We start from the raw sequence: 10,032 nt of genomic DNA on the forward strand, positions 1-10,032 counted from the left end.
GCGTGGGCCCCACCACAGAGGTGGGGCCCACGCCGGTCGACGCTCACCCGCCCGGTGTCGTCGCCTGGGCGGCCTGCGCCTGCGCGGTCTGGTACGCCGTGACGGCCTCCTGCAGGTCCTCGAGGGCCTGACCCTGTCCGGCGAAGTCGCCGTTGCGCTGCGCGGTCTGCAGCGCCGCCAGGGCGTTGTTGATCGCCTCGACCGCCTGCTGCATCTCCGGCGTGCTCGGCGTCTCCGTCCCGCCGTCCGCCGGCGGGGGCGGGGTCGGCGTCGCCGGCGCATCCGGCTGGTCGGTGGGGGCGGGGGCGTCCTCGTTGTCGACGGCGGCCTCGCCCGCACCGGCGCCGAACACCTGGTCCAGCGCCTCGGCCAGGGTGTTGGCGTACCCGACCCGGTCGCCGTAGTTGACCAGCACCTTCTGCAGCAGCGGGAAGGAGTTCTCCCCCGTGCCCTCGACGTACAGCGGCTCGACGTAGAGGAGGCCGTTGTCGCCGATGGGCAGGGTGAGCAGGTTGCCGAACACCGCCCGCGACTCCGCGCTGTTGAACAGCGTGAGGTCCGGCCGCACCTGGTTGTTGGTGATGAACGACTGCTGCACCTGCTGCGGACCCCGGAACGGTGTGTTGCCCGGCAGGGTCAGCACCTGGATCTGCCCGTAGGTCTCCGGCGCGCTGGAGGCCGACACGAACGACGACAGGTTCTCCCGGCGGAAGGCGTTGAGCGCGCTGGTCAGCTGGAAGCTCGCCTGCGGGTCGCCCGGCCGCTGGGCCAGGATGTAGTACGGCGGCTGCGGCTCCTGGGTGTCCTGCGTCGGGTCGGCCGGGACCGCCCAGCGGTCGTTGCCGCTGTAGAAGTCGCCCGGGTCGCTGACGTGGTAGCGGGTCAGGATGTCCCGCTGCACCTTGAACAGGTCCTCCGGGTAGCGCACGTGACCGACGAGGTCCGGGGACATCTCCTCACGCGGCTCGACCAGGCCGGGGAAGGCCTTCATGTAGGTCTGCAGGACCGGGTCCCCGGTGTCCCACTCGTAGAGCGTGACCGTGCCGTCGTAGGCGTCAACGGTGGCCTTCACCGAGTTGCGGATGTAGTTGAACGTCTCGTTCGGCAGCGCCGTCGTCCCGGTGCCGGTCAGCGCGTCGGCGGCCGCCTCGCCCAGCTCCATCTGCTCGGAGTACGGGTAGGAGCCCGAGGTGGTGTAGCCGTCGAGGATCCACGTCACCCGGCCGTCGATGACCGCGGGGTACGGGTCGCCGTCCACGGTGAGGAAGGGCGCGGCCTTCTCCACCCGGTCCAGCGGGTCGCGGACGTAGAGGACCTTGGAGGCGTCGTTGACGGCGCTGGAGAGCAGGAAGTTCCGCTCCCGGTAGAAGATCGCGAAGGTCAGCTGCCGGAAGAAGCTGCCGATCTCGACGCCGCCCCGGCCGTCGTAGGTGTTGTTGATCTGGCCCTCGCCGTCGCTGCCCTCGGGCAGGTCGAACTCCCGCGGCTCGGCACCCTCGGGGGCGCCGACGACCGAGTAGTCCCGCATCAGCTCGCCGTAGTAGATCCGCGCGCCGTCGTCGCTGACCTCGATGGTGCCGCGGGTCGGCAGGTCCCGGGTGGTGAAGCGGGGCTCGCCGCCCTCCTGGCCGGCGACGACCTCGTTGGCCGGCGCGGCCACGAACCCGTTGCCGTGGGTGTAGACGGTGTGCCGGTTGATCCAGGTGTCCTGGTTCTCGCTGAGCCCCTGGCTGTTGAGCTCGCGGACCGCCACCACGTAATCCTGCGTCTCGCCGCCGATCGTGTAGCGGTCGATGTCGAGCTTCTCGGGGAAGCCGTAGACGTTGCGGATCTGCTGGCGCGCGGTGAACGTGTCGGACAGGACGTTGGGGTCCAGCAGCCGGGCGTTGGGGATCGTCTCGGTGTCGTTGCGCAGCTCGGCCAGGGCCGCGGCGGGGTCGACCTGCTCGCCGGTCTCCTGCTGGGCGTACTGGACGTACTCCACGTCGGTCAGGCCGTAGGCCTCGCGGGTCGACTCGATCGCGCGGGCGATGTAGTCGGCCTCGCGCTGGTCGGCGCTGGGCCGGACGATGAATTGCTGCACGATCGCCGGGTAGGCCACGCCGATCACCAAGCTGGAGATGAGCAGCAGCACCAGCGCCGCGGCCGGCAGCCGGAAGTTCCGGACGACGATGTTGGCGAAGAACGCGATCGCGCAGACGGCCGCGGCGAAGACCAGGATCGTCTTGGCCGGCAGCAGCGCGTTCACGTCGGTGTAGCTGGCGCCGGTGAACAGGCCGCCGCGGTCGGAGTAGACCAGCGCGTAGCGGTCCAGCCAGTAGGCGACCGCCTTGAGCGCGACGAACAGCCCGAGCAGCACCGAGAGCTGCACCATGGCCGCGCCGGTCAGCTTCTGCCCCGGGGTCTGCAGCCGCAGGCCGCCGAACACGTAGTGGGTGAGCAGCGAGCCGATCAGCGCGAGGATCACGATCGCGAAGCCGAAGCTCAGCAGCAGCCGGTAGAAGGGGTAGTCGAAGACGAAGAACGAGATGTCCAGGCCGAACTGGGGGTCGGTCCGGCCGAAGTCGGTGCTGTTGCGGAACTGCAGCCAGGTCTCCCAGCTGCCCTGCGCGGTGAACCCGGCGAAGAGGCCCAGCACGACGGCGACCGAGGTGAGCACCAGGGTGCGGCGCGGCTCGATCGACTGCCGGTAGCGCTCGAGGTTCTGCTGCTCCAGCGACATCGGCCGGAACGTGGGGCGGAACCGGTAGGCCAGGTAGATCGCCAGCGCCGTGAGGCCGCCGGTGGCCACCCCGGCCACGGCGAAGAGCAGGGCGCGGGTCTGCAGCTCGGTCCAGAAGACCTCGGTGAACCCGGTCTCGTCGAACCAGAGGTAGTCGACGTAGACGTTGGTGAGCGTCCCGATGGCCGTGAAGAGCACCAGCAGGACGGCGATGGCCCCGATGACCACCTTCGCGCGCCGCGACAGGGTCGGCACGGACACGGGGGGCCGCATGGCCACGAGGGTCTCCTTCAGTTGCGGTCGTGACGGAGCGCCACGAACGGTGTCGGCCACGGTCGGTCGGCCGGCTCCGGCTCGGGCCCCCGGGCACCGATCCGGTCGATCAGACCAACGCTCGGGACCGTGCCGGGTTCCCCGGACGCCCGCTCCGGCCGACAGCTTCCCCCACCCGGGGACGTTCGTGTCGCCGGGGCGGCGTCAGCAGAGCTGCGGGGTCCGCCCGGCGCGGAGGTCCTCGAGCGCCGCCATGGCCTGGTCGAGGTCGGACACCCGGGCGAGGGTGAGGCCCGGCTGCGGAGCGGCGAGGGCGTCGGCGCAGTTGTCGGCCGGGACGAGGAACAGCTCCGCGCCGATCTCCTCGGCGGCGATCATCTTCAGCTGGATGCCGCCGATCGGGCCGACCCGCCCGTTGGCGTCGATGGTCCCGGTGCCGGCCACCGTGGCCCCGCCGGTCAGGTCGGTGTCGCCGACCAGGTCGAGGATGCCGAGGGTCAGCATCAGCCCGGCCGAAGGGCCACCGACGTCCTCGACGGCGATGTCGACGTCGAAGGGTGCCGTGGGCTGCTCGCGGACCAGGACGCCCAGCAGCGAGCCCTCCTTGTCGTCCGCAGCCCGCGTGGTGACCGTCGCCGTCCCCGGCTGCCCCAGGCGCGTGTACGCGACCGGCACCGTCGTGCCGCCGGGGATGGCCTGCAGGACGGCGTCCAGCGTCGCGAGGTCGGGCGTCGGCCGGCCGCCGACGCTCTCGATCGCGTCCCCCTCCTGGAGCCGCCCCTCGGCCGGCGAGTCGTCGGACAACCCGCGCACGACCACCTTCACGGGGTAGCCGAGCTGGGCCAGCGCTGCGGCCTCGGCCGCCTCCTCCGAGGTGAGGAAGGCCTGCCGGTTGGCGTCGCGGGTCTCCTGCTCGCTGCGCCCCGGCGGGTAGACGGTCTCCTCGGGGACGACGCTGACCTCGCTGTCGAACCAGCCCTGCACCGCCTCGACCAGGCTGAGCCCGGCCCGGCTGACGCCGACGGTGGTGAGGACCAGCTCCCCCTCGGCCTCGTTCCGGTCGCGGCCCTCGACGCTGATGATCGGCTCCCCCTCGACCTCGCCCAGCGTGTCGAACGTAGGCCCGGGGACCTGCGCGACGTAGGGCACCGGTACCGCTGCGCCGAGCACGCCGAAGACCACCAGCAGCACCACACCGACGCTGAGGACGGCCATCCGACGGGTCACGACCGGCGAGCTTATGTGGCCCCCCTGGACGGAGCCGTCGCTGCGGCGGGACCTGCACCGTTGCGCTCCCGGCGGACGGGGCGTCCGCCGGGGGACTGCGCGGCTACCGTGGTGGCATGAGCGATCTCCCGTTCGGCTTCGGCCTCCCCGACCGCGACCCCGAGCGTCGCGACCAGCCCGGGTCCGGCGCCGGCAACGACCCCTTCGGGTTCGGCGCTCTGTTCGGCGGCGCCGGCGGCGGGGGGACGCCGGAGGAGCTGCTCGCCAAGATGCCGCTGTTCGCCGAGCTGCAGAAGCTGATGACCTGGTCCGGCGGGCCGGTCAACTGGGACCTGGCGCGGCAGGGCGCGATCAGCTCGCTGGCCGCCGGGTCGCAGCCGACGTCCGACGCCGAGCGCGCCGCCGTCGCCGACGCCCTGCGCCTGGCCGACCTGTGGCTGGACCAGGTCACCGAGCTGCCCTCCGGCGTGGACCGCCCGCTCGCCTGGTCCCGGGTGGAGTGGGTGGAGCAGACGCTGCCCGCCTGGAGCAGCCTCATCGACCCGCTCGCCGAGCGCGTCGTCGGCGCCATGACCAGCGCCCTCCCCGCCGAGGCGGCCGCGATGGCCGGCCCGCTGGCCGGGATCATGGGCCGGATGGGCGGCCTGATGTTCGGCGCCCAGGTCGGCCAGGCCCTCGGCCGGCTCTCCGGCGAGGTGCTCACCAGCAGTGAGATCGGCATCCCGCTGGCCCCGGCCGGTGCCGGCGTCCTGCTGCCGCAGAACGTGTCCGAGTTCGCCGCCGGCCTCGACCGCCCGGCCGACGAGGTGCGGCTGTTCCTCGCGCTGCGCGAGGCCGCGTCCCAGCGGCTGTTCGTGCACGTGCCGTGGCTGCGCCAGCAGCTGCACGACGCCGTCCACGCCTATGCGCGGGGCATCCACGTCGACCGTGAGGCGATCGAGCGCGGCATCAACGAGGCGATGGGCTCGATGGGCGGGATCGACCCCACCAACCCCGAGGGCATCCAGGCGTTGCTGGGCAGCGGGCTGCTCGAGCCCGAGGAGACCCCCGAGCAGCAGGCCGCGCTGCGCCGGCTGGAGACGCTGCTGGCCCTGGTCGAGGGCTGGGTCGACAGCGTGGTGGCCCAGGCCGCCGGCGACCGGCTGCCCGGACACGGCGCGCTGGCCGAGACGATGCGCCGCCGCCGGGCCTCCGGCGGCCCGGCCGAGCAGACCTTCGCCACCCTCGTGGGCCTGGAACTGCGGCCGCGGCGGTTGCGCGACGCGGCCACCGTGTGGGGCGCGATGGCGCAGCAGCACGGCAACGCCGAGCGCGACCGGCTGTGGTCGCACCCCGACCTGCTGCCGACGTCGGAGGACCTCGACGAGCCGTTGGACTTCGTCGCCCGTCAGGGCGCCGACGACGAGCTGCGCACCCTCACCGCCGACGACGCCGAGAAGCCGGAGACGGAGGACGACGGCGACGGCACCGGGTCCTGAGCCCGAGGGCGGGGTGCGCCGGAGACGTCTGACGCGGGGCCAGCCGACTGAGGTCGGGGACGGCGGACAGCTGGGGTGGACCGATCGCGGGAGCCCGCAGGCTCCCCGATCGGGACACGGGGAGCGGCCGGCCCCCTCCTCGGCGTCCCGGAGGGTGCGAGAGGACCCAGGAGCCGCCCCGTCCCGGGCCCGCCCCGAGCCTGCGGAGGGTGGGGAGGACGGGGTCCTCCGTCAGACCAGCTCGTCCCCGGTGAGCGGCGCGCCGTGCGCGGCGCCCACCTCGACGCCCTCGAGGAACCCGCGCGCCCGCTCGGCGCGCGGGTAGCGCGCCACCAGGGACCAGAAGCGCGCGTCGTGGCCCGGCTCCACCAGGTGCGCCAGCTCGTGCACGAGCACGTAGTCGACGACGTACTCAGGCATCGCGCGCAGCCGGCTGGAGAGCCGGATGGTGCGGTCGGCGGGCGTGCACGACCCCCAGCGGCGGTTCTGGTTGTCCACCCACCGCACGCTGGCCGGCTGCGGCACCCCGTCGAGGTGGGCCGCCGACAGCGCCCGCGCGCGGGCCATCAGCTCGTCGTCCCCACCGAGGGACCGGCGCCGCCGCTCCTCGCGGGTCTGCAGCTTGGCGACCATCTGCGCCACCCAGCGCTGCTCCTCGGCCCGGCTGAACGCCGCCGGGATCAGCACGACGGTGCGCCCGGACTCCCGGTAGGCGGTCACCGTCCGCCGCCGGCGGCTGCTGCGCCGGACCTCGACGACCTCCTCGGGCAGCGCGGCACGCGCCGTCCGCACCGACCGGTCGGCGGGGACGGCGCGGGTGCTCCGCACGTCCTCCCACGCCGCGGGGTCGGGGACGGGGCCACGCTGGGTGTCGGGAGGCGTTCCGGGCACGGGGGAACCGTAGTTCCCACGGTGCGGGTGCGCTCCGGCGGCCACACCCTCGCGGGCGCATGTCGCACGGACGGTGGACACGGGCCCGCCCGGTCCGGGGACGGGCCCGCGGGCCGTCGTCCACAGGGGACGCCACGGGCGTCACCGCAGGTGGGACGGGCCTTTCCCGACTTCCCCCGGAGAGCCCCCGGCGACCTGTCCCCCGGCCGCGCACAGCGACACCCCACCCGGTCCCCACGTGTTCCACAGGTCTGTCCACAGGCTGTGGGCAGTGCGCCGGGTCGAGGCGGCCGGCCTACGGGGAACCGCGGCGCGCCCCGGTAGCGTTCGGCAGGACGGCACCCCGCGCGGGGACGCCGAGCGGACCGGAGACGAGGAGGCACCGTGGCGGAGAGCTACAACGGCTACTGCGTGAAGTGCAAGGAGAAGCGCGACTTCGACGGCGAGGTGAAGGTCAGCGAGTCCGGCCGTCGCATGGCGCAGGGCACCTGCCCCGTCTGCGGCACCAAGATGAACCGGATCCTCGGCAAGGCCTGACCAGGGACGCCTCTGCCCCCCGCCACTCGCGAGCTCGCGGCGGCCTCCAGGGGGCCGTTCCAGCACGTCACCACGGACGGCGGGCGCCCGCACGACGGGCGCCGCCGTCCGTCGTCTCCGGCGCCTGTGGACGGACGGAGCGCGCCGGGCGGGTGCGCTGGCACCCTGCGCCGGTGGCCGACACCGCGCACCCCCTGCTGCCCCCGAGCGTCCCGCTGCTGCGCCTCGCCGGGCCGGACGGTGCCGAGGACGTCCAGATCGGCGGCGCCGACTCCACCGACGGGTTGCTCGTCTCTCCCGGTGCCGCCGGGCTCACCACCCTGCTGCGCGACCTGGACGGCCGCCGCACCGAGCGTGCCGTCCTCGCCGAGGCAGCCCTCGCCGGCCACGACGCCGCCGCGCTGAGCGCCGTCCTCGACGGTCTGCGCACCACCGGGCTGCTGGTCGACCTCGACCCCGCCGACCTGCTGGCCTCCGCCGTCGGGCCGGCCGCCGCCGCCCGCACGCGGACCGAGCTGCCCACCGCTACGGGCCGGGAGTCCGGCTCGCGCTGGCGGACGCGCCGGGCAGCGACCGTCGTCGTCGACGGCGCGACGCGGGTCGGCGTCCCGCTCGCCGCCGTGCTCGCCGCCAGCGGCGTGGGCCGGGTGAGCGTCCGGGACGACGGGCTGGCCACGGCCGGGGACGCCGTCGTCGGAGGGCTCGGCGCCGACGACGAGGGCCGCCCGCGCGCGCTGGCCGCCGCCGACGCCGTGCGCCGCGTCAGCCCGCTCACCGACCTGCGGCCCCTGCCGGCCGGCGCTCCGGTCGACCTGGTGGTGCTGACCCGGCCCTGGGCGGCGTCGGACCCGCTCGCGGCCGACCTGCAGCGGCGCGGGGTGCCGCACCTGGTGGCGACGGTCCGCGGGGAGACCGGCGTGGTGGGGCCGCTGGTCGTGCCCGGGGCGACGGGCTGCCTGCGCTGCGCGGACCTGCACCGCCGGGACGTCGACCCGCGGTGGCCGGCGGTGGCCGCCCAGCTCACCGCGGCCGAGGCACCACCGGGCGGGGCCACGGTGACCTGCCTGGCGACCGTGGTCACGGCGACGGTGCAGGTCCTGGCGCTGCTCGACGGCACGGGGGCGCCGCTCGCCGTCGGGACGACGGTGGAGCTGAGCCCGCCGGACCTGCTGCCCCGCGCCCGCCGGTGGCCGGCCCACCCCGGCTGCGGGTGCGTGCCCGACGGCGAGGAGGGGTCCTGACCGCTCCGTCAGCGGTACCGGCGCCGATCGGGGGACAATGGTCGGCGAGTGCGCCTCCGGGCCCGGACGGGGCCGGTGCCGCCGCGACCGCGGACGACTGGACGCCGAGGAGGAGTACGTGACCGAGCCTGGCCGGGGGATCCCACGAGGCTCGGTCTCACGGACCGCACGACTGGCCTCGCTGCCGCTGGGGGCGGCCGGTCGGGCCACCCTGGGCATCGGCAAACGGCTGTCCGGCCGCCCCGCCGATGCGGTGACCGCGGAGCTGCAGCAGCGCACCGCCGAGCAGCTGTTCGCCGTCCTCGGGCAGCTCAAGGGCGGGGCGATGAAGCTCGGGCAGACGCTCTCGGTGTTCGAGGCGGCCGTGCCCGAGGAGGTCGCCGCCCCGTACCGGGAAGCGCTGGTCAAGCTGCAGGAGGAGGCGCCGCCGATGCCGGCGCGCACCGTCCACGCGGTGCTCGCGCAGCAGCTCGGCGGCTCGTGGCGCACGCGCTTCAAGGAGTTCGACGACGCGCCGGCGGCCGCGGCGAGCATCGGGCAGGTGCACCGGGCGACCTGGCGGGACGGCCGGGACGTCGCCGTGAAGATCCAGTACCCGGGTGCGGCGACCGCGCTGATGGCCGACCTGAACCAGCTGGCCCGCTTCGCCCGGCTGTTCGCCGCGCTGTTCCCCGGCCTGGACGTCAAGCCGCTCATCACCGAGCTCAAGGCCCGGGTGGTCGAGGAGCTGGACTACGGCCTGGAGGCCGACTCCCAGCGGACCTTCGCCGCCGCGTACGCCGACGACCCCGAGATCGTCGTCCCCCGGGTGGTGGCCAGCGCGCCGAAGGTGATCGTCTCGGAGTGGCTCGAGGGGACGCCGCTGTCCCGGATCATCGCGACCGGGACCCGGGAGCAGCGGGACCGGGCCGGCCACCTCATGGCGGTGCTCAACTTCTCCGGGCCGCAGCGCGCCCGGCTGCTGCACGCCGACCCGCACCCGGGCAACTTCCGGCTGCTGGAGGACGGACGGCTCGGCGTCATCGACTTCGGCGCCACCGCGCGCCTGCCCGACGGCCTCCCCGAGCCGATCGGGCGGTTGGTGCGCTGGGCGCTGGAGGGCCGGGCGGAGGACGTGCTCGCCGACCTGCGGGTCGAGGGCTTCGTCCGGCCCGGCGTCGAGGTGGACGCCCAGGGTGTCCTCGACTACCTGCTGCCGCTGCTGGAGCCCATCCAGAGCCCCTACTTCCGCTTCACCCGCGCCTGGATGCAGGAGCAGGCCGCCCGCCTGGCCGATCCGCGCAGCGAGGCCAACCGGCTGGGCCGCATGCTCAACCTGCCGCCCGCCTACCTGCTCATCCACCGGGTGACCATCGGGTCGATCGGGGTGCTCTGCCAGCTCGACGCGGGTGACGACTACCGCAGCGTGCTCGAGGCGTGGTTGCCCGGCTTCACGGAGTAGGTGCCGCACGACCCCCGCCCCCCGCGGCGGGACCCTGCGGGGGCTGGAGACGACAGGAGGCCGGGTCCGGACGCACCGGGAGCGTCCGGACCCGGCCTCGGCCGGGGGGGGGGGGGGGGGGGGGGCGCGGGGGGGGGGGGCCCGCGGCCGGCCGGGCGGGGGGGCCTGGCGGGGGGGCGGGGTGAGGACTACTCCCCGCCCCCCGGGCGGGGGGGCGCCCCC

7 protein-coding genes are annotated in these 10,032 nt (G+C 74.8%); 4 read left to right on the forward strand and 3 right to left on the reverse strand.

Features of this window, described 5'->3' with window-relative positions; genetic code table 11:
• Positions 1–43: 43 nt before the first annotated feature.
• Positions 44–2,995 carry a UPF0182 family membrane protein gene (locus ACI79G_RS24685; RefSeq protein ID WP_456883677.1) on the reverse strand — a complete coding sequence of 984 codons (2,952 nt, stop codon included), beginning with the start codon at positions 2,993–2,995 and terminating at the stop codon, positions 44–46.
• Positions 2,996–3,199: 204 nt separating this feature from the next.
• Positions 3,200–4,222, reverse strand: a complete 1,023-nt coding sequence (locus ACI79G_RS24690) for a YlbL family protein (protein ID WP_456883678.1) — start codon at positions 4,220–4,222, stop codon at positions 3,200–3,202.
• A gap of 116 nt (positions 4,223–4,338) precedes the next feature.
• Here ACI79G_RS24690 and ACI79G_RS24695 point away from each other — a divergent pair, with 116 nt between their 5' ends.
• Positions 4,339–5,700 (forward strand): zinc-dependent metalloprotease, encoded by a 1,362-nt coding sequence (locus ACI79G_RS24695; RefSeq protein ID WP_456883679.1) that lies wholly within the window; start codon positions 4,339–4,341, stop codon positions 5,698–5,700.
• A 231-nt stretch (positions 5,701–5,931) separates the two neighbouring features.
• On the opposite strand, the gene ACI79G_RS24700 is transcribed toward ACI79G_RS24695, so the two are convergent.
• Entirely contained in the window at positions 5,932–6,591 is a 660-nt protein-coding gene (locus ACI79G_RS24700) for a M48 metallopeptidase family protein (protein ID WP_456883680.1), read from the reverse strand.
• Positions 6,592–6,975: 384 nt separating this feature from the next.
• On the opposite strand from ACI79G_RS24700, the gene ACI79G_RS24705 reads away from it, so the two are divergent.
• The 3 genes from ACI79G_RS24705 (at position 6,976) to ACI79G_RS24715 (ending at position 9,810) form a co-directional block, all read left to right on the forward strand.
• Entirely contained in the window at positions 6,976–7,128 is a 153-nt protein-coding gene (locus tag ACI79G_RS24705; protein WP_012950213.1) for a DUF5679 domain-containing protein, read from the forward strand.
• A gap of 173 nt (positions 7,129–7,301) precedes the next feature.
• On the forward strand, positions 7,302–8,369 hold the full coding sequence (locus ACI79G_RS24710; protein ID WP_456883681.1) for a ThiF family adenylyltransferase: 1,068 nt from the start codon (positions 7,302–7,304) through the stop codon (positions 8,367–8,369).
• Positions 8,370–8,487: 118 nt separating this feature from the next.
• Complete coding sequence (locus tag ACI79G_RS24715) at positions 8,488–9,810, forward strand: ABC1 kinase family protein (RefSeq protein ID WP_456883682.1); 1,323 nt, start codon at positions 8,488–8,490, stop codon at positions 9,808–9,810.
• Positions 9,811–10,032: the final 222 nt, after the last annotated feature.

The organism is Geodermatophilus sp. SYSU D00779 (assembly GCF_054050595.1).